The sequence below is a fragment of the Haliea sp. genome, assembly GCF_040221975.1.
Classification (GTDB): Bacteria; Pseudomonadota; Gammaproteobacteria; order Pseudomonadales; family Halieaceae; genus Haliea.
In genome coordinates this window covers 112,395-131,595 of record NZ_JAVJWR010000031.1, presented here as the reverse complement: position 1 = coordinate 131,595, position 19,201 = coordinate 112,395, and the positions used below count along the sequence as shown (strand labels likewise).

At 64.6% G+C, this 19,201-nt stretch carries 15 protein-coding genes; 2 read left to right on the top strand and 13 right to left on the bottom strand.

Annotated elements, in window-relative coordinates:
- Window positions 1–13 precede the first annotated feature (13 nt).
- The 3 genes from RLO07_RS13490 to RLO07_RS13480 all read right to left on the bottom strand — a co-directional run bounded on the left by RLO07_RS13490 (window position 14) and on the right by RLO07_RS13480 (window position 4,534).
- Window positions 14–2,404 carry a phosphoketolase family protein gene (locus RLO07_RS13490; protein ID WP_462292653.1) on the bottom strand — a complete coding sequence of 797 codons (2,391 nt, stop codon included), beginning with the start codon at window positions 2,402–2,404 and terminating at the stop codon, window positions 14–16.
- Window positions 2,405–2,611: 207 nt separating this feature from the next.
- The gene (locus tag RLO07_RS13485) at window positions 2,612–3,718 is read right to left on the bottom strand and encodes an acetate/propionate family kinase (RefSeq protein ID WP_462292652.1); all 1,107 of its coding nucleotides are present in this window, start codon (window positions 3,716–3,718) and stop codon (window positions 2,612–2,614) included.
- A gap of 42 nt (window positions 3,719–3,760) precedes the next feature.
- Entirely contained in the window at window positions 3,761–4,534 is a 774-nt protein-coding gene (locus RLO07_RS13480) for an alpha/beta hydrolase family protein (RefSeq protein ID WP_462292651.1), read from the bottom strand.
- Window positions 4,535–4,817: 283 nt separating this feature from the next.
- Between RLO07_RS13480 and RLO07_RS13475 the strand changes: the two genes are divergently transcribed.
- Window positions 4,818–6,359 carry an aldehyde dehydrogenase family protein gene (locus RLO07_RS13475; RefSeq protein ID WP_462292650.1) on the top strand — a complete coding sequence of 514 codons (1,542 nt, stop codon included), beginning with the start codon at window positions 4,818–4,820 and terminating at the stop codon, window positions 6,357–6,359.
- Between the two features lie 38 nt (window positions 6,360–6,397).
- Here RLO07_RS13475 and RLO07_RS13470 read toward each other — a convergent pair whose 3' ends face one another.
- From RLO07_RS13470 to RLO07_RS13425, 10 genes are all read right to left on the bottom strand, one after another.
- A complete protein-coding gene (locus tag RLO07_RS13470; RefSeq protein WP_462292649.1) occupies window positions 6,398–6,949 on the bottom strand; it encodes a PilZ domain-containing protein in 552 nt (183 codons plus the stop codon).
- A gap of 11 nt (window positions 6,950–6,960) precedes the next feature.
- Window positions 6,961–7,827, bottom strand: coding sequence for a MotB family protein (locus RLO07_RS13465; protein ID WP_462292648.1), 867 nt, complete (start codon window positions 7,825–7,827; stop codon window positions 6,961–6,963).
- Window positions 7,824–8,588, bottom strand: a complete 765-nt coding sequence (pomA, locus tag RLO07_RS13460; protein ID WP_462292647.1) for a flagellar motor protein PomA — start codon at window positions 8,586–8,588, stop codon at window positions 7,824–7,826. The genes RLO07_RS13465 and pomA overlap by 4 nt, the downstream gene beginning before the upstream one ends.
- A 122-nt stretch (window positions 8,589–8,710) precedes the next feature.
- Window positions 8,711–10,492, bottom strand: coding sequence for an SLC13 family permease (locus RLO07_RS13455; RefSeq protein WP_462292646.1), 1,782 nt, complete (start codon window positions 10,490–10,492; stop codon window positions 8,711–8,713).
- Between the two features lie 95 nt (window positions 10,493–10,587).
- Window positions 10,588–11,502, bottom strand: coding sequence for a divergent polysaccharide deacetylase family protein (locus RLO07_RS13450; protein WP_462292645.1), 915 nt, complete (start codon window positions 11,500–11,502; stop codon window positions 10,588–10,590).
- A gap of 4 nt (window positions 11,503–11,506) precedes the next feature.
- Window positions 11,507–12,826, bottom strand: coding sequence for a S41 family peptidase (locus RLO07_RS13445; protein ID WP_462292644.1), 1,320 nt, complete (start codon window positions 12,824–12,826; stop codon window positions 11,507–11,509).
- Window positions 12,827–12,904: 78 nt separating this feature from the next.
- Window positions 12,905–14,065, bottom strand: coding sequence for a murein hydrolase activator EnvC family protein (locus RLO07_RS13440; RefSeq protein WP_462292643.1), 1,161 nt, complete (start codon window positions 14,063–14,065; stop codon window positions 12,905–12,907).
- Window positions 14,066–14,070: 5 nt separating this feature from the next.
- Entirely contained in the window at window positions 14,071–15,627 is a 1,557-nt protein-coding gene (gpmI, locus tag RLO07_RS13435) for a 2,3-bisphosphoglycerate-independent phosphoglycerate mutase (RefSeq protein WP_462292642.1), read from the bottom strand.
- Between the two features lie 109 nt (window positions 15,628–15,736).
- A complete protein-coding gene (locus tag RLO07_RS13430; protein ID WP_462292641.1) occupies window positions 15,737–16,735 on the bottom strand; it encodes an ArsJ-associated glyceraldehyde-3-phosphate dehydrogenase in 999 nt (332 codons plus the stop codon).
- A gap of 138 nt (window positions 16,736–16,873) precedes the next feature.
- Complete coding sequence (locus tag RLO07_RS13425; RefSeq protein ID WP_462292640.1) at window positions 16,874–18,568, bottom strand: AMP-binding protein; 1,695 nt, start codon at window positions 18,566–18,568, stop codon at window positions 16,874–16,876.
- 206 nt (window positions 18,569–18,774) lie between these two features.
- On the opposite strand from RLO07_RS13425, the gene RLO07_RS13420 reads away from it, so the two are divergent.
- A complete protein-coding gene (locus RLO07_RS13420; protein ID WP_462292639.1) occupies window positions 18,775–19,188 on the top strand; it encodes a rhodanese-like domain-containing protein in 414 nt (137 codons plus the stop codon).
- Window positions 19,189–19,201: the final 13 nt, after the last annotated feature.

Sequence of the window (19,201 nt, the reverse complement as noted above, 5' to 3'; positions counted from 1 at the left end):
ATGGACGGTGCTGTCAGTCGCGCCCGGTGAAGGACCAGTTGCTGATCTCCGGCATGTCGACGCCGTGTTCGTGGGCGTAGTGACGGCAGTCGATCTGCAGGTTGCGCAGCTGTTCCTTGGCGTGGGCGCCGCTGGCCTGCAGCTGCGGTACCCGGTCGATGGCATCAATGGCCAGGCTGAAGCGGTCGACGTTGTTGTCGATGGCCAGTTCCAGCGGCGTGTTGATGCTGCCCTTCTCCTTGTAGCCGCGCACGTGCAGGTTGCGGTGATTCGTGCGCCGGTAGGCCAGGCGATGGATCAGCCAGGGATAGCCGTGGAAGTTGAAGATGACCGGCTTGTCTGCGGTGAACAGGCTGTCGAAGTCGCGGTGGCTGAGACCGTGGGGATGCTCCTCCTCCGGGGTCATGCGGAACAGGTCCACTACATTGACGAAGCGGATTTTCAGCGCCGGGAAGTGCTGCAGCAGCAGCTCGGTGGCGGCCAGGGCCTCCTGGGTGGCGATGTCGCCGCAGCCCGCCATGACCAGGTCGGGTTCGCCGCCCTGGTCGGTGCTGGCCCAGTCCCAGATGCCGATGCCCTTGGTGCAGTGACGGATGGCGGATTCCATGTCCAGGTACTGCAGGTGGTTTTGCTTGTCGCAGACGATCACATTGATATCGTTGTGGCTGCGCAGGCAATGGTCCGCGGTGGACAACAGGCAGTTCGCATCCGGGGGCAGGTAGACACGGGTCACCAGGGGACTCTTGTTGACCACGATATCGATGAAGCCTGGATCCTGATGGGTGAAGCCGTTGTGGTCCTGGCGCCAGACGGTGGAGGTGATCAGCAGGTTGATGGAGGCGATCGGGGCCCGCCAGGGCAGGTCCTCGCAGATCGCCAGCCACTTGGCGTGCTGGTTGTACATGGAGTCGATAACGTGGGCGAAGGCCTCGTAGGTGGCGAAAAATCCGTGCCGGCCGGTGAGAACATAGCCCTCCAGCCAGCCCTCCAGGGTGTGCTCGGAGAGCATTTCCAGTACCCGTCCATCGCTACTCAACTCGCCGCCGTCGTCATCTTCCGGCAGCCGTTCGGCCAGCCACAGCTTTTTGCTGACCTCGTAGATGGCGTCGAGCTTGTTGGAGCTGGTCTCGTCGGGCCCGAATACCCGGAAGTTGTCCGGATTGCGGGTCATGGTATCCCGCAGCAGGGCGCCCAGGGGTCGCGTGTTCATGGCCCGCCCGGCGCCCGGGCTGGCCACCGGTACGGCATAGTCGCGGAAATCCGGCAGCCGCAGGTCCCGCCGCAACAGGCCGCCGTTGGCGTGGGGGTTGGAGCCCATGCGCCGCGTGCCCGCCGGCGCCAGCGCCCGCAGTTCCGCGCGCAGGGTGCCGTGTTCATCAAACAATTCTTCCGGGCGGTAGCTGCGCAGCCACTCCTCCAGCTGGTGCAGCTTGCCGGGGTTGTCGTGGACGTCCGCCAGGGGTACCTGGTGGGCTCGCCAGCTGCCCTCCACCTTGTGGCCGTCTACCTCCCGCGGGCCGGTCCAGCCCTTGGGCGAGCGCAGCACGATCATCGGCCAGGGCGGACGGCTGGCAGTGCCGCTGGCGCGGGCTGCCTGCTGGAAGCCATGGATCATGGCGATGCTGCGATCCATGGCCGCGGCCATCTGCTGGTGCATCAGTTCTGGCTCCTCGCCCTCGACGAACAGGGGTGTCCAGCCATGGCCGAGAAACAGCTGCTCCAGCTCCTGTCGCGGAATGCGGGCCAGCAGGGTCGGGTTGTTGATCTTGTAGCCATTGAGATGAAGGATCGGCAGCACCGCGCCATCGCGGATCGGGTTGAGGAACTTGTTGGAATGCCAGGCGGTGGCCAGCGGGCCGGTTTCAGCCTCGCCGTCGCCGACCGCGGTGACCACCACCAGGTCGGGATTGTCGAACGCGGCGCCGAATGCGTGCGACAGGCTGTAGCCGAGCTCACCTCCTTCGTGAATCGAGCCCGGCAGCTCCGGGGTACAGTGGCTGCCGAAGCCGCCAGGGAAGGAGAACTGCCGGAACAGCAGTGCCATGCCGTCCTCGTCCTCGCTCATGTCCGGGTACACCGCGGAATAACTGCCTTCGAGGTACACCGGTGCCAGCACCCCGGGCGCGCCGTGGCCGGGGCCAGCGATGAAAATGGCGTCGAAATCGTGCTTGAGTATCAGCCGGTTGCTGTGCACATACATGAACGCCAGTCCGGGGCTGGCGCCCCAGTGGCCCAGCAGGCGCTTTTTGATATGGCTGCTTTCCAGGGGCTGGCGCAGGAGCGGATTCTCGCGCAGGTAGATCATGCCGGCAGCGAGGTAGTTGCAGGCGCGCCAGTAGGCGTCGATGGCCTGCAGTTCGTCGCTGGTCAGGGGCTTTTCGCTACTTGATGCTTTCGTCGTCATCTTTGCTGACCCTTGCGTAATCCGCGATTTGCTCCGAAGCTTGAGGGCTGCGAGCGGAAGCTGGTTGCAGAACCGTCGGCGCCCATGGACGGGCGCCGCCGAGCGTACAGGGACGTATTTACAGCGTGTTCTGCAACCAGCTTCCGCTCGCAGCCCCCTCCATGTGGCAGGCGCTCGCCGCAGCCGCCCCGCAGTAAGCGCTCGCGGTCACCCTTGGCCGAGGAAAATCCCGGTCTGCCGGGCGATCTCGAGGTCCTCGCGGGAGGGGACGACGAGGATGGCGACGGCGGCTCCCTCGGCGTGGATGGCTCTGGGCTGGTCTCCTGATGGTAGTGCATTTTTCTGACAGTCTATAGCGATACCGAGCGCGTCGAGGCTCTCGCAGGCACCGGCGCGCACCGGGGCGGCGTTTTCACCGACGCCACCGGTGAAGACCAGGGCGTCGAGGCCGCCGAGGGCTGCGAAGTAGGCACCGATGTATTTGCGGATGCGGTAGCAGTAGATGGACAGGGCCAGTTGTGCGCGGGAGTCGCCCTGCTCGCAGCGGGCCAGAATGACACGCATGTCGCTGTCGCCGCACAGACCCTTGAGACCGCTGTCACGGGTGAGAGCCTGTTCCAGTTGCGCCGGCGTCAGCCCCTCGCGACGGGCGGCATACAGCGCGGCGGCGATGTCCAGGTCACCACTGCGGGTGCCCATGACCAGGCCTTCCAGCGGGGTCAGGCCCATGGAGGTGTCGATACTGCGCCCTCCGTCGATGGCGGCGGCACTGGCACCGTTGCCCAGGTGCAGGCTGATTATGCGCAGGGACTGGGGGCGGCGTCCCAGGCAGACGGCCGCCTGACCCGCTACGCTGGCATGGGAGATGCCATGAAAGCCATAGCGGTGTACCTGATGGTCGCGGAACCAGCGCTCGGGAATTGCATAGCGGCTCGCCTCTTGTGGCATGTTGCGGTGGAAGGCGGTATCGAATACCGCTACCTGCGGGATCGCGGGGAACCGGGCAGTGCTGGCGCGAATGACGGCGAGGGCGGGTCCATTGTGCAACGGCGAGAGGCTGCTGCAGCGCTCTATGGCCGCGATGGTATTGGCATCGAGCCGGGCGGGGCCGGTGAAGTCGGGGCCACCGTGCACCACGCGATGGCCGATGGCATCTGGCGCTGAGCCCGTGCCGAGTTGGCGCAGGACATCCTGGAAGGCGGCCCCGCGGTCGCTGCATTCCACGGTACCGCTATCGAGAGTCCGTGCGGTTGCGGTGTCGTGGACACTGAACTTGAGGGTGGAGCTGCCGCTGTTCAAAACCAGAATGTTCACGGCAGTGCTCCGCAATGCCCGGATTGGCGGAATGGCCCGGCTTCAGTATTGCGCGGAGGCATGATCGGTAAAGAATGCGAGGATATCCTGTCTGTGCAGCAACCAGGCCTGGAAGATACCGACCGGATGAGCGCCCAACGGAAAGCCGCTCACGGTGTAGTCCGACTCTGGCCGCCAGGCTTTGCGCAGCTGCTCCTGCAGCGACGTCGGCACGGTCTTGTCACCACTCACCAGCACCATGCCGAGCGGCTTCTCCCGGGCGGATGACAGGAATGCCAGTGGCTCCCAGGCAAACTCGACGGCCAGCGCATCCCGGTAAGCGGTCTGGTCAGCGAAGCCGAAATGGCGCATACGCTCCTCCCTCAGAGACGCCAGCTCACTCTGCTCAGTGTAGGCAATAACATCGGCGACGGGAGCGCCGGCGGCAATTACGAACGCCGCGGATATTCGGTCCAGGTGCCCTACCGCGGTCGCCGCGTGCAGGCCGCCGACGCTGGTTCCAAGAATGCCGATAAAGCCATCGGGCGCATCCTCTGCAACCAAATTGATCGCCTGCTGGGCCCTGCCGAACAGGCGGTGGTGAAGGGCAAGCTCAATCGAGGTCTCCGCCATCCCCGTCCAACCGCGGACGATATAGACGCCGAAACCGGCATCGCAGAAAAGCGTCGCGTAGCGGGTTTCAAGAAACGTGGAGCCACCGGTGGGCGGCATGACAATCACGGTGCGGGCGGAGTTCGCGGGTGGGCTGTAGTGCTCGAACTCAACCTCGAAGCCAGCGGCGCCCAGGGTGCTGTCGACGGGCTTACAGGCGCGCATGACCGATTCGCTCTGCACCGTCCTGCAGGCGGCAGTCAGGAGCAACATGCAGACAAGCAGGCATCGCATCCTCTCACCCCGAACAAACGACACTAAACTCCGAACCGGGGGGCGACACCACTGGCGTTCTCTCGTGTTCCGGTTCCAACAGGCGACGACCGTTGCCCTCGATTGCCCCGCTATTGTGAAGGGTTCTGTCCCGGGAGACAAATCAGCGAGTTATTGACATCGAGGCTAATGGTTATTAGTTTGGGGCCCCACGCTGCTCCCGGAGAGTCCCGCCATGGCCCTGTACGAACCGATCGAATCCGCCGATGCCCGCCGCCACCTGCAGTTGCGCAGCCCGGTTACCCTGGAACCCTGCGGTGAGCTGGTCTGCGCCAACGCCGACGATGTGGCCGCGGCGATCGCCACTGCGCGCGCGGCGCAGCCGGCCTGGGCGGCCACCCCGATGCGGGAGCGGGTCAAGGTCGCCGAGCGCGCCCTGCAGCTGGTGCTGGAACGGCAGGACGAGATCATCGACACGGTGGTCGCGGAAACCGGCAAGGCGCGCACCGATGCCATGAGCATGGAGATCTTCTCGGTGGCGGACTCCCTGTGCTACTACGCCAAGCACGCGGAGGCTTTCCTCAAGCCGCGCAAGCGGCGGGTGCACGGCGTTATCGGGATCGCCAAGCAGCTGCGCATTCTCTACAAGCCGCTGGGGGTAGTCGGCCTGATCACGCCCTGGAACGGCCCCTTCGTGCTGGTGATGAACCAGGCGGTGCAGGCCATCCTCGCGGGCAATGCGGTGGTAGCCAAAGGCTCAGAAGTGACGCCTTATTCCGCGAAACTGGCCCAAAGCATACTGGAGGACGCCGGCCTGCCGCCGGGGGTACTGCAGGTGCTGTTGGGAGATGGCGACACCGGTGCCGCCATTGTCCGCGGTAGTGTCGACAAGATCTCCTTTACCGGCAGCGTCGCCACCGGCCGCAAGGTGGCGGTTGCCTGTGCCGAACAGCTCATTCCCTGCACCCTGGAGCTGGGCGGCAACGACGCCATGATCGTCTGCGCGGACGCGGACCTGGACCGCGCCGCCGACGGCGCCTGGCTGGGTTCCTGCATGAACACCGGCCACTATTGCTGCGGCACCGAGCGCATCTACGTGGTGAATGAGGTCTACGACGAGTTCCTGCGCCTGGTGCTGGAGAAGGGCAAGCATCTGAAGCAGGGGCCGGAGCACGGCTTTGCGGAAGATGTCGGCGCTGTGTTCTGGGACCGGCAGTTGGCGATTATCGAGGCCCACGTCGAGGACGCTCGGGCCAAGGGTGCCACCATCCACCTGGGCGGCCGCCGCAATCCGAACCTGGCGGGCCTGTACTACGAGCCCACGGTCATGACCGAGGTCGACAACAGCATGGATATCATGCTGCACGAGACCTTTGGCCCCGTTCTCTGTATCCAGCGGGTGGCGGATGAAGAGGAAGCCCTGCGCCTGGCCAACGACTCCGAGTTCGGTCTCAACGGCAACGTCTGGACCAAGGACAAGGAAAAGGGCTATCGCCTCGCAGCGGCCATCGACACCGGCTCCTGCAGTGTCAACGACATGGCGCTCAGCTACGGCATCCCCGCAGCGCCGTTCGGCGGGCGCAAGAACTCGGGAATTGGCCAGGTCAACGGCAAGAAGGGCCTGCGCGGCTACTGCCACGAGATGCCCATCGTCATCGACCGCTTCGGCGGCAAGATGCAAAACGCCTATCCGAACACGGTGAAGAACGCCGAGGGCATGCGCAAGCTGATGGACTTCATCTGGCGCAAAACCCCGCTGGGGCGTTGGCTGTCCTAGCCGGCCTCACCTGGCCGGCCGCACCTGGCCGGCCGCACCTACCCCCGTTCGCCGGTGGCGCCGGGCGGCGGTGGCATGGCCTGGCGCTGCACCACGTAGCGGATAATCTGTTCCTGCGCCAATTCGTCCCGGTCGAAGTCCAGCCGGACCCGGTATGGCTGCTCCTGGTTCTCGCCGGGTTCGCTGGCGAGGACCGTGCCGTCCAGTTGCACGGGCACCTGCGAAGGTTGCAGCAGCAGGCTGATGCGCCGCCGGGCACCTGTCGGAAGGCGCTCGCTGCTATCGAAGGCGATCCCGCTGCCACTCAGGCTGACAGCGGTGGGGACATACTGGCTGGTATCCGCTGCGCTTTGCCCCGGCAGCATGGAACCGAGCACGGTGAGTTTGCGGTTGAGCAGTCCCAGCGCCTGAGCCGTCACCGGATCGGCCCGGAATACATGGTTGATGGCGTCATTGAGCTCCGCGTCAATCCGGGCGAGCAGTGCCTGGGTACCGGATTGCTGCTCCCCGGCACCGGGGTCCGGGGCGGCGGTATGGCACAGTGGCAGGATGTCGTTGATCCGGTAATACTCCCGGCGTTCCCGATCCATGTTCAACGGTACTACTCCTCCGATACGGACAGTGCCTGGCGGACGACGATTTCGACCCGGCGATTGCCGGCGCGTCCCTCAGCCGTGTCGTTGCTGGTGAAAGGGCGGGTCTCGCCATAGCCCACGACCATCATGCGCCGGTCCTCCAGGCTTGGATGGCGCAACAATTCGTGTGTGACCGACAGTGCGCGACCGGTCGACAGGGCCCAGTTGGACTGGAATGGACCACCGCTGATGGGGACATCATCGGTGTGCCCCTCAATGGCAATCTCGCCCGGGATTTCCGCCAGTGCAGCCCGCAGTTTTCCCATCACCGGCAGGAAATCCGCGGTCAGGGTAGCGGAACCGGATGGAAACGAACCGTTCTCGCGGATGCGAATGGTGATGAAGCGGCCTTCCGATTCGATATCGACGTTTTGCTTGCTGATCTCCTCGGCGAGAATGCGGCGCAGGTGTTCCGCATCGGCGGCTGTTTCGCGCTCCAGCGCCGCGAGTTTCCGCTCGAGCAGGGCCCGGGTCTGCTCGTCGTCCAGTTCCGCGAGGGTGTCCTCGGGGGTGCCCACCTGCAGCGACGGGCGGGTGGTATCCTGGGTCGCCTGCTGGACCTGCTGAATCGGAGTGGGGATGGTCCGGCCGGGACTGAATTCGCGGGCGATGATGCTGGTACCCTTGGGTATATCGTCTACCTTGACCTGCTGTTGCACCCCGAACGCCATTTTCATCGAGCCGGCAATGGTCTTGTAGCGCTCCAGGTCCATTTCGGAGAAGGACAGCAGCAGCACGAAGAACGCCAGCAGCAGGGACATCAGGTCGGCAAAGGTCGCCATCCAGGGTGGCGCACTGCGGGTGTCCTCCTCGCCCTGGTCGAAATCAATCATGCCTTGTTGTCTTCACTGCTGCGTTTGCCCGGCGCGAGGTACACCTTGAGCATGGACTCGATGACCCGCGGGTTCTGGCCGTCCTGGATGGCCAGCAGACCATCAATGCAGATGGCCTTGATGCGCCCCTCTTCCACCTTGCGCAGGTTGAGCTTGTCGGCAATCGGGAATGCCACCATGTTCGCCAGTATGGCACCGTACAGTGTCGTCAGCAGCGCCACCGCCATGGCCGGTCCAATGGACTTGGGGTCGTCCATGGCGGAAAGCATCTGCACGAGCCCAATCAGGGTGCCGATCATGCCCATGGCGGGCGCCACATCGCCGGTGGCGGTGAACACCTTGGCGCCCCACTGGTGCCGGTCAATGGTCTGCTGCAGATCCTTGGTCATCACGGTGCTGACGACCTCCGGGGAGTTGCCGTCGGAAACCATCTGTACCCCACGTTGGAGGAACTCATTATCGACCTCGGCATTCTCGAGGGCCAGCAGCCCCTCCTTGCGTGCCATTGTGGCCAGCTCGACGATTTTCTGCACCACATCTTCCGGGTTTTCCAGACGATTGGAGAATGCCCGCAGGGCGACCTTGAAGGCGCCCAGGAAATGATCGAGGTTGAACTTGACCATCACCACCAGCATGGTGCCGGCGAGAACAATGAGAACGGAGGGTATATTGAAAAAGATGATGGGAGAGCCACCCGTGAGGATGGCCGCGGTCACCACCCCCATGGCGCCTACCAGCCCCAGTAATGTCGCCAGATCCATGCTTGCTGTTCCTTGTCCCTGTTACTGCCTGTCCATGGGTTGATGGCGCCAAAGTATATCGCAAGAGGCTGGCTGTTACGGCATTGTTGGCGAGTGTGTTGACATTTGTCGGTGACGCCGGCTCAGGGCAGCTTTTCCAGCGGCCAGCCAATCAGCAGCACCGCCAGGGTAAAGGTGCCGATGGCAAGGTTCATCGGAATGCCCACGCGCAGGAACTCGGCAAAGGTGTAGCCGCCCGGTCCATATACCATCAGGTTGGTCTGGTAGCCCAGCGGCGTGGCGAAGCTCGCCGAGGCGGCCATCATGATGGCGAAGATGAATGGCGTCGGGTTCAGGCCGGCGCTGGCGGTGATTCCGAGTACGATCGGCAGCATCAGAATCGCCGCGGCGTTGTTGGTGATGGTTTCCGTAAGCAGCGATACGGTGAGGTAGGTCAGCACCAGTATCAGCCAGGGCCGGCCACCACTGAGGTCGATGATGCTGCTGGCGAGAAATACCGCCGCACCGGATTTGTCCAGTGCCGCACCCAGGGCGAAGGAGGCGCCGATGGTAATCAGCACCGTCAGATCCAGGCTCTTTTCCGCCTGGTTGACCGAGCAGCAGCCGGTGACCAGCATCATTGCAGCGCCCAGCAGGGCCGCGTTGAGCATGCTGATCAGGCCGAAGCCCGCCGCCAGCACCAGGCTCAGCAGGATGGCCCAGGCCATGTACATGCGGTGGTGGCGTGGCTGCTCGGTATCGAGGTCATTGATGAGCAGGAAATCCTTGTTGTAGCGCTGGCGGCTGACAAAGGCGGGACGGGCTTCCAGCAGCAGGGTGTCACCGGCTGCCAGCTCGATGGTGCCCAGATTGCCCCTGATCCGCTCACCGTTGCGGGCCACCGCCAGCACCGCGGCGCCGTAGCGGTCCCGGAAGCGGGCGTCGCGTATCGCGTGGCCGACGGCGTCACAGTGGGGCGATACCACCGCCTCGACCAGGCGGCGCTCGGCGCGGTCGGCCAGCAGCGGCTGCGACGCGTCGCTCTCCTCGGAGGGCACGATGCCGTTGATACGCAGCAGGTCCGAGATGGCGTCGGTGTCGCCGGCGAACACCAGGCGGTCCCCGCCCCTGAGCCGCTCCTCGGTCGGCACCGCGGTGATGATCGTGCCGTCGCGCTCGATCTCCACCAGGTAAACCCGCACCAGATGGCGCAGGCCTGCCTCCTCAATGGTCTTGCCCACCAGAGGCCCGGCCGTGGCGACGGCAACTTCCAGGGTGAACTCGCGCATATTGGCGAAGGGCTCGTTTTGCTTGCGATCCGGCAGCAGGCGGGGGAAGAACAGCCACATGAACAGCAGGCCAAACAGGGCTACCGGCAGGCCCACAGCAGTGATGGAAAAAAGGGAGAAGCCGTCCTCTCCCGTCAGCACCCTGTACTGGCCATTGAGCACCAGGTTGGTGCTGGTGCCTATCAGCGTCATGGTGCCGCCGAGGATGGAAGCGTAGCTCAGGGGGATCATCAGCTTGGAGGGTGCAATGCCGGTTTTCCGCGACCAGCTGTTGACCGCCGGAATCATGGTGGCGACTACCGGGGTGTTGTTGAGGAACCCGCTCAACAGCGCCACCGGGGTAAACATGCGCCACATCGCGGCGCGCACCTTCCTGGGCCGACCCAGCAGCCGGGTAACGATCAATTCCGCACCCCCGGAGGCGTTGATGCCTGCGGCCACCACGAACATTGCCGCCACGGTGACCAGGCCTTCGTTGGCGAAGCCCGCCAGGGCTTCAGTTCCCGTCAGCACTCCGAAGGTGACCAGTAAAGTGAGCGCCCCCATCATGACTACGTGGGGCTTGAGTCGGGTCAGCGTCAGCGTTCCGAGAACGCCCGCAACCAGTGCCAGAGAAAACCAGCCCTGCCAATCCATGACCGTTATTTACCCGCTGCTTATAATGGAATCCAGCTTACACAGTGCCGCATTTATAAGAAAATAATATAAATAGATGAGCTGATAGAATCTGGTTATAAGTTGGGTGGCCCCCTCGGGACCGCAGCGGCTTCGCGTGCTGCAGGCGCGAGCACCTCTGACACGGTGGCCAGCTGCAAGCCTTCTGCCTCCAGGGTAGGCAGTACCTCCTGCAGGTAGGCGATGGTTTCCGGGTAGGGATGGCCGATCGCCACGCCCAGGCCGTCCCGCCGGGCGTGCGCCACCAGTACCGCAAAGCGTTCGGCGATCGCTGCCCGGGTGGGAACATTGTCAAGGAAGACCTGGCGCGACAGGTGTGGCAGGCCGGCCTCGGCTGCGACCGTGGCTGCGACTGTGTCCTTGTTGGTGCGGGAATCCACGAAATACAGATTCTGTTCCGCCAGCAGCGTCATCAGCCACTGCATCTGCTTGCGCTGCCTGGTCAGCTCACTGCCCATATGGTTGTTGACGCCCACTGCGTGGGGGACGCCCGCCAGCGCCTCTTGCAGGGTGCTGCGGAACTCTGTTTCGGACAGCTCGGCAGTCAGCGCGCCCGGTCCCAGCGGCCGCTGATCCAGGGCGCTCATGGGGGCATGCAACAGGACTTCCTTGCCGGCCCGGTGCGCCTCGCGCGCGAGATGCACGCTGTATGTGGTGTGGGGCAGGACCGCCACGCTGAGGCGACCCGGCAAGCTGACGGTGGCCTCGCCCTCGATCAGGCGGTTACCCAGGTCGTCAATGATGATCACCAGGGTGGCATTATCGCGCAGGGACTGCGCTCCTGCAGGAGCGTGGGAGCCCGCTCCGCGGGCGACCAGATCCGGGGTGGTATCGCGCAGGGACTGCGCTCCCACAGGAGAGTGCGTCCCCACAGGAGAGTGTACCTCCACAGCGGACAGTGCCCGGGACTCGAACGGCTGCATCGCGGCTGCGGTCAGGGGCAGGCAAAACACCAGCAGCAGCCAGCGCATACAGTCAGCCGTCGCTGCTGTCCACCGGGGCTGTTGCCGCCGGTCTGCGCTCGCGCATGCCGAGGATGTTCACGCCCTTGAGCAGGGTGAGCGCCTCGTAGAGCTGGTTGTCGGTGCCGAGCAGGCCATCGGAGGCCCGCGGCGCCCGCCGCTTGTCGCCGTTGACGTTGTCCAGGCGCCGGCTCAAGTCGGCTTCGCTGAGTTGGCGCGAGGTGTCGTAGGCGGTTACCTGGGCCCGCTCGACAATAATGTCCGGGGCAATGCCCGCGGCCTGGATGGAGCGTCCGCCGGGCGTGAAGTACAGTGCGGTGGTCAGTTTGACCGCGCGGGACTCGGAAATGGGCATGACGGTCTGTACCGAACCCTTGCCAAAGCTGTCGGTGCCCATTATCACTGCGCGCCCGTGGTCCTGTAATGCGCCGGCCACGATTTCCGAGGCGCTGGCGGAGCCGCCATTGATCAGTACCACTATGGGTGTGCCGTCACTGGCATCGCCCGGCTCCGCGGAATAGCGCATGTCGGAGTTGCTCAGGCGACCCTCGGTATACACCACCAGCTCGCCGTCGAGAAACAGCCCCGCGACGTCGACACTTGCGCCCAGAACACCGCCCGGGTTGTTGCGCAGGTCGAGCACCAGGCCCTTGAGCTGTTCCTCCTCCATCAGGCGCTTGAGGGCGGCGCTGACATCGCGGCCGGTACGGTTCTGGAACTGGGCGACGCGGATATAGCCATAGCCGGGTTCCAGGAAGCGTTCGCGCACGCTGGCGACCGTAATGGTGTCGCGGGTAAGGGTGATATCGAAGGGTTGCGGGTCGCCGGGGCGACCGATCTGCAGTTCGAGAGTACTGCCCTTGGGGCCGCGCATCAGTTCGATAGCCTCATTCAGGGACATTCCCTTTACCGGCTTGCCATCCAGCTGGAGAATGACGTCCCCGGTCATCAGGCCCGCTTCGGCTGCCGGTGAGCCGTCGATGGGAGCAACCACCGTGACGTAACCGTCCTCCATGCCCACCTCCAGCCCGAGGCCACTGAATTCGCCGCTGGTATTGGTCTGCAGGTCCTCGAACGCGTCTTTGGTCAGGTAGGCAGAATGCGGGTCCAGGTTCATCAGCATGCCCTGGATCGCGTATTCCAGCAGAGCGCTGTCGTCGATTTCCTCCACATAGCCGATGCGGATCTGGTTGAATACATCGGCGAAGGTGCGCAGCTCGTCCAGCGGCAGGCGCCCCTCTTCATTTTCCTGTGCCACCCCCGGCTGCGCGATCAGCCCAAAAACGAGCAGGGCCGCTCTCAGGCCGGGAAACGGGAAAGAAGTTCTGTTCATGAATACCGCCGTCGGCGCTGCCGTCATTGCCAGGTCAATTCCCCAAGTGTAACTGGATGGACCCTTTGGGTCATGCACTCATGGCCGCATCCAGGCCACGGGGTCTACGGGTTTGCCGTCCTTCCGGATCTCGAAGTACAGGCCGGCCCGGTCCAGGCCGCCGCTGTTGCCGACGGTGCTGATCGACGTGCCGGGCGCGACCCACTCACCGACCTCCTTCAGCAGGCTCTGGTTGTGGGCATACAGGCTCATGTAGCCGTCGCCGTGGTCCAGGATCAGGAGCAGGCCGGAGCCGCGCAGCCAGTCGGCGTAGACCACCCGGCCGTGGTGAATGGCGCGGACGGCGGTGCCCTCATCTGCGGCCAGATTGATGCCGTGCCAGCGCATGCCACCGGCACCGCGGCTGGCGCCGAAGCTGTTGCGGCGGCGCCCGTCGACTGGCCAGGCGAGTGTCCCCCTGGTGCTGGCGAAAGGCTGGTAGTCTTCCGGGAGCTGCAGTTCCACCACCGCCTGCTCGATGGCCGCCAGCAGCTCTTCCAGCTCCTGCCGGTCGCGTTGCAATTGCTGCAACTGCTCTCCCTGGCTGCTGATACTGGCCGCCAGGGTGGCGATGAGCTGCTCGCGCTGCTGGCGCGAGGCCAGCACCTCCTGTCGCTGCGCCTGCAGGGTGGCCTGTTGCGCCGACAGCTCTGCGGCGGCCGCTTCGCCGCGGGCGCGAACCGCGGCCAATTGCTCCAGGGTGCTGCGATACTCGGCGACCAGCTTGTTGCGGGCATGGAAAAAATAGCGGTAGTAGGCCATCGCCCGGGCTACCGTGTGCGGACTTTCCTGGCTCAGCAGAACCTTCAGGCTGCCCTGCTGCCCCATTTGCCACGCCGCGCGCAGTTCGGTACCAATCCGAACCTGTTGCCTGTCGCGGGCCAGCGCCAGTTCTTCCTCGCGCGCCCGCAAAGTCGCGAGTTCCGCCTCGGTGGCGGCTATTGCCGCCAGGTTCGCGCTGATTTCCCGCTGCAACTGGCCCAGACGCAATTCAGCGGCCCGCAATTGTTCCTGCTCGTCGCTCAACCGGGTACGGGCGCTGGCCAGCTCTTTGCTGACCAGCTCGATCTGCCGCTGCAACTGCTCCAGCTCGGCCCGTGCCTGTTCTTCTTCAGTCTGGGCCCCAGCGCCACCGGTCGCCAGCAGGCCGAGGCAGACAAGAATCCAGATCAGCCCTGCAGTGGCGCGCGAGCGCGGCATCGGCCTCAGTCCCGGCAGCTGACCAGGCTGTGGCCCGTCATCTCCGCCGGCTGCGGCAGCTGCATCAACGTCAGCAGGCTGGGGGCGATGTCGGCGAGGATGCCGCCGGCGGGATCGAGCTGGCAATCGCGCCTGCCGATGTAGACCAGGGGGACGTGCTCCGTGGTGTGCTGGGTGTGGCGCTGGCCCGACTCGTAGTCCTGCATCTGCTCACAGTTGCCATGGTCCGCCGTCACCAGGCCCTGGCCGTCGACCTCCAGCAGGGCCTGCTCCACCCGGCCGAGGCACTCGTCCAGGGTTTCCACGGCTTTCAGCGCCGCCTCGAAAATTCCGGTGTGCCCGACCATGTCACCGTTGGCGTAGTTGCAGACGATCAGGTCGTACTGGCCGGACCGGATGGCGGCGACCAGTTCATCGGTGACCTGGGGTGCGCTCATTTCGGGCTTCAGGTCGTAGGTGGCGACATCGGGTGAGGGCACCATGATGCGTGTTTCCCCCGGGAAGGTGTCTTCCCGGCCACCGCTGAAGAAGAAGGTGACGTGCGCGTATTTCTCCGTTTCCGCCAGCCGCAGCTGGGTCTTGCCCCGCTGTGCCAGCCAGTCGCCGAGGACGTTGTCGAGACTGTCCGGGGGGAAGGCGCAGGCGGCGTCGATATCGGCGGCATACTCGGTGGTCGTCACGAATCCGGCCAGGGCCGGGCGCCGGTGGCGCTCGAAATCGCTGAAGGCGGGGTCGGTGAAGACGCGGGTGAGCTGCCGTGCCCGGTCGGCGCGGAAATTCATGAACAGTACGGCGTCCCCGTCCTCGACCAGGGCGGGCTCCTGGCCGGGGCCGGTGACGATCGTGGGCAGGACGAATTCATCGTTCTCATCCCGGGCATAGGCCGCTTCCAGCGCCTCTTCGGCGCTCGCGGCGCGATAGTCCGCCGCGCCCTCGGTCAGCATGCGCCAGGCCCGTTCGATACGGTCCCAGCGGTTGTCCCGGTCCATGGCGTAGTAGCGCCCGACGATGCTGGCAACCCGGCCGCAGCCGAGCTCGGCAAACACGGCATCGGCCTGGTGCAGCGAGTCGGCGGCACTGCGCGGAGGTGTATCGCGGCCGTCCAGGAAGGCATGCAGGTAAACCCGCTTCGCGCCACGCGCCGCCGCCAGCCTGATGGCGGCAAATATCTGTTGTTCGTGGCTGTGGACGCCGCCGGGAGACAGCAGTCCCAGAATGTGCACGGCCCCCCCATCGCTGACGGCGCTGTCGATGGCCTCGATGTAGGCGGGGTTGTGGTTGAAGCTGCCGTCGGCGATGGCCTGGTCGATTTTGGTGATGCTCTGGTAGATGACCCGCCCCGAGCCCAGGCTCATGTGGCCCACCTCGGAGTTGCCCATCTGGCCCTCCGGCAACCCCACATCCAGCCCCGACCCTGACACCAGGGTGTGCGGCGCCTCGGCCCAGAGCCGGTCCCAGACCGGGGTATTGGCCTGGGCGATGGCGTTGTCACGCGTATCCTCGCGGTGGCCCCAGCCGTCCAGCACGATCAGAACGGTGGGTGTCTTGGGGGTGTCGTTCATGGGCAATCCAGCTATCCGTGGGTTGGCGTTGGTCCGCAGCGCCGCATTTTACCCCTTCCGGCCGGTTATCGCATTGCTGCCTGCGCGAAGGCGTCGACAGTGGAGGCGTCTACCTGACGATGCGGCCAAGCAGGTCCAGGAGCCGGGAGGAGTAGCCCATCTCGTTGTCGTACCAGGACAGCACTTTCACATGGTGCTGGTCCACCACCAGGGTGCTGCTGGCATCCACGATCGAGGAGCGCTTGTCGCCCACATAGTCCACCGAGACCAGTTCCTGCTCCTCGTAGCCGAGAATCCCGGCAAGGTCGCCCGCTGCTGCCGCCGCCAGGGCCGTATTGACGCTTTCCCGGGTGGCGGGTTGGCGGACCTCAAAGGTGCAGTCAGTGATCGAGGGGCAGGTCAAGGGCACCCGCACCGCGAGGCCGGAAATGTGGCCGTTGAGATCCTCGAAAATGCGTCCAATCGCCTTGGCTGCTCCCGTGGACGTCGGGATAAGGGAGGAGAAACCGGCGCGCCCGCGGCGGGCATCTTTGGCGAAGCCGTCCATCACCACCTGGGAGGGGGTGACGGCATGGATCGTATTGATGGAACCCCGCACGACACCAAACGTGTCGTGCAGCACCTTGAGCACGGGCGCCACGCAGTTGGTGGTGCAGGAGGCGCCGCTTACCAGCCGGTCACGGGCGGGGTCGAAGGCATGGTCGTTCACCCCCACCACGACATTGGGTACCGCGAGGTCGCTGACCGGGGCACTGACAAGGACATGGCCGACACCGGCATCCAGGTAGGGCTGCAGCAGCTCGACGGTCTTGAACTTGCCGCTGCACTCCAGCAGGACATCGATGCCCTGGTCCCAGCCCGCCTCCGCACAATCCCTGCCACGAGTCCAGAGTACCCGGCGCCCGTCGATGACCAGGGCGTCGCCGTCCGCATCCGCCCGTTTGCTCCAGGTGCCCTGGACCGAGTCAAAATTCAGCAGATAGGCGGCGTTCTGCGCGTCCCCACCCGGGTCGTTGATCTGGCATATCTCTATGTCGTCCCGTCCCCAGGCGGCGCGAAACACCATCCGGCCAATGCGGCCAAAGCCATTGATTCCTATTCTTGCCACGATGATAGCTCCTGCGTTGGTCGTTGCAGCCTTGCGCTCCTCGGGTGCGACAGTCGGCCTGCAACAGGGTGACCAACTTATATGACGACTGTGCGCTTCACAAGGTGGAGACGTTCAATGCCAGCAGGGGTCGCGGGGTCAGGATTCCCAGACAACCCCGCCCTGCCTTGCCCAGTTGGCCACCCGGCTGCCATAGAGTGCTTCCAGCTCATTCCGTTTCAGCTTCAGGGTGGGCGTCAGCAGGTTGTTCTCGACGCCCCAGCTTTCCTTGACGACCACCAGGGCCGCCAGGCGCTCGTGGGCATCCAGTTCGCTGTTGACCTGTGCCAGCAGGCCCGCCAGTTTGCCACTGTACTCCTCGCGTGCCTGATCGTCGGCCAGCTGCGCCAGCGCTTCGGCAGGTAGACACACCAGCACCAGCGGCTGAGGCAGGTTGCTGCCCATGACGCAGGCCTGGTCAATACCGGGGAAGGCGGCAAACCTGCCTTCGATCGGTGCCGGTGCTACATATTTGCCCTTCTCCGTCTTGAAGATCTCCTTGACGCGACCGACGATCTTGAGTCGGCCGTGCGCATCGATCTCACCCTTGTCACCGGTGTGCAGCCAGCCGTCGTCGGTGAGATCTTCCCGGGTTTTCTCGGGATCCTTGTAGTAACCGACCATGTTCGCCAGGCTGCGCACCAGGATTTCGCCGTTCTCGGCGATGCGGCACTCCACACCCTCGTGGCTGGAGCCTACCCAGCCGATGCGCTGGTCCCCGGCTCGGGTGGCATGGGACCAGGCCATGTTCTCGGTCATGCCGTAGACTTCGAGGATCTCCAGGTCGACCCTGCGGAACCACTCCATGACCTCCGGTGACAGGGCTGACGCCCCTGACAGCGCGATCCGGCATTGGTCCAGCCCCATCGCCTCCCGAATCTTCTTCCGGACCGCGCGGTTCAACAGGGGAACCTTGAGCAGCATGTCCAGCTTGCGGGGCGGCAACGTCTGGCTGGCCTGCTGGTAGAACTTGGTCCAGATTCTGGGGACGGCGAAGAACAGTGTGGGGCGTGCCCGCCTGATGTCCTCGGCGAATGTATCGAGGGACTCGGCGAAAAAGACTTTCTGTCCGACATACAGCATCGACAGTTCCACGGCCACGCGCTCCGCGACGTGTGACAGGGGCAGGTAGGAAATCATCCGATCCCGATGGCTGATGTCGTAGACACCGGGCAGTCTCTCCCCCATGAGGGTGAGGGTGCCGAAGTTGTGCATGACGCCCTTGGGTACCCCGGTCGTGCCGGAGGTGTAGATGATGGTTGCCAGATCCCCCGCCTCGGGCCTGGCGATGTCGGCCAGATCAAGGGTAGAGGCGCCGGCCACCATATCTGCCCAGCAGGGATAGTCACTGAGAGCCCTGTCCGGGGCCAGGGAGAGGGCGATCTTCGGCATCGAATCAGGTACACCGCGCCGGGCTTCGTCCCAGGTATCCAGCTTGCCGACAAACAGCAGCCGGCTTTCAGAGTGCTCCAGGATCTGGCGTACTGTGGTGGACGTCAGGTTGGGATAGAGCGGGACACTGACATGGCCCGCAGCCCAGATCGCCAGGTCAGCCAGGATCCACTCCGCACAGTTCTTCGACATCAGCGCCACATGGCTGCCTGGCGGCAGCCCAAGGGAGCGCAGGTGATGGGCCATGCGCAACACCTGCTCGCCCATCCGGGCCCGGGTGAATTCCTGCAGCTTGCCAGCGCCCAGCGGCTGCACCATGGCGATATCGGTCGGGTGGTTCTGGACCTTCTCGAAAAAGGCTTCCAGGGGCCCGGCGCAGCCGAGCTGATTACCTGCGTTCATTGCAGCCTCCGGTCGGCTACTGGGCCCGCTCTTATAGTGATGATTTTGGCCTCCTTGCCGCTGGGCCGCAAGACCCGGGCTGGTTGCCCATGGTATTAGCCTGTATACTTGCGCCCTTTTCTGCGCTGCCTCCGGCTACAGGGTTTCAGGCCCGTGCCGGTCGCCGTATCCGACCCAATCTGCGAAGGTGAGAGCAAAGCCGGACCATGGCCCTGTTTCTGGAATTTTTTGTACAGCAGTGGGTGCTGTTCGCGGCGCTGCTGGCCGTTGTTGCGATGCTGGTGATGCACGAGACCCGCAAGTCCGGGCCCTCCCTGACCCCGCAGCAGGCGATCAACCTGGTGAACGCCGAGGACGGTGTCTTTGTCGATCTGCGCGATGCCGCTGAATACAAGGCGGGGCACATTGTCGACTCGGTGCACATTCCCGCCCCCAAGCTTGGCGCCCGCATTGACGAGTTGGGGAAGTTCAAGCAGCGGCCGGTGATCCTGGTCTGTAAAATGGGTCAGAGTGCCGGCGCTGCCGGCAAGCAGCTCAAGGCCGCGGGCTTTGAGAAAGTCTACAAGATGGGCGGCGGCATGATGGAGTGGGGCAACCTGCAGTTGCCCACGGTCAAATAAGGCGCCAGCTGGC